Here is a 438-nt window from a genome sequence, read left to right on the forward strand (position 1 = left end):
GGCCGCTATGGCTATCGCAAGATCGCCGCGCTGCTGCGCTCGACGGCAGGCTGGGTCGTCAACGACAAGCGGGTTGAGCGCATCTGGCGACGTGAGGGGCTGAAGGTTCCGGCCCGACAACCCAAGCGCGGCCGCCTCTGGCTCGCGGACGGATCTCGCATCCGCCTGCGTGCAGAGCGGCCCAATCACGTGTGGTCCTACGACTTCGTCGAAGACCGCACCCATGATGGGAGGAAGTACCGCATGCTGAACGTAATTGACGAGTTTACCCATGAATGCCTGGCGATCCGCATCGATCGCAGGCTGAAGGCGATCGACCTCATCGACGTGCTCTCGGACCTGTTCATCCTGCGCGGTGTGCCGGAGCATGTTCGTTCAGATAACGGGCCGGAATTTGTCGCCAAGACCGTGCAGGAATGGATCGGCGCGGTCGGTGCC

Annotated in this window: 1 protein-coding gene; it reads left to right on the forward strand. The window is 63.0% G+C overall.

Annotated elements, in window-relative coordinates:
- Positions 1 to 438 (forward strand): DDE-type integrase/transposase/recombinase (locus AC1DIN_RS29940; RefSeq protein WP_476812365.1); only part of this gene is annotated, 438 nt, incomplete at both ends.

Source organism: Allobosea sp. 05T438, assembly GCF_056396025.1.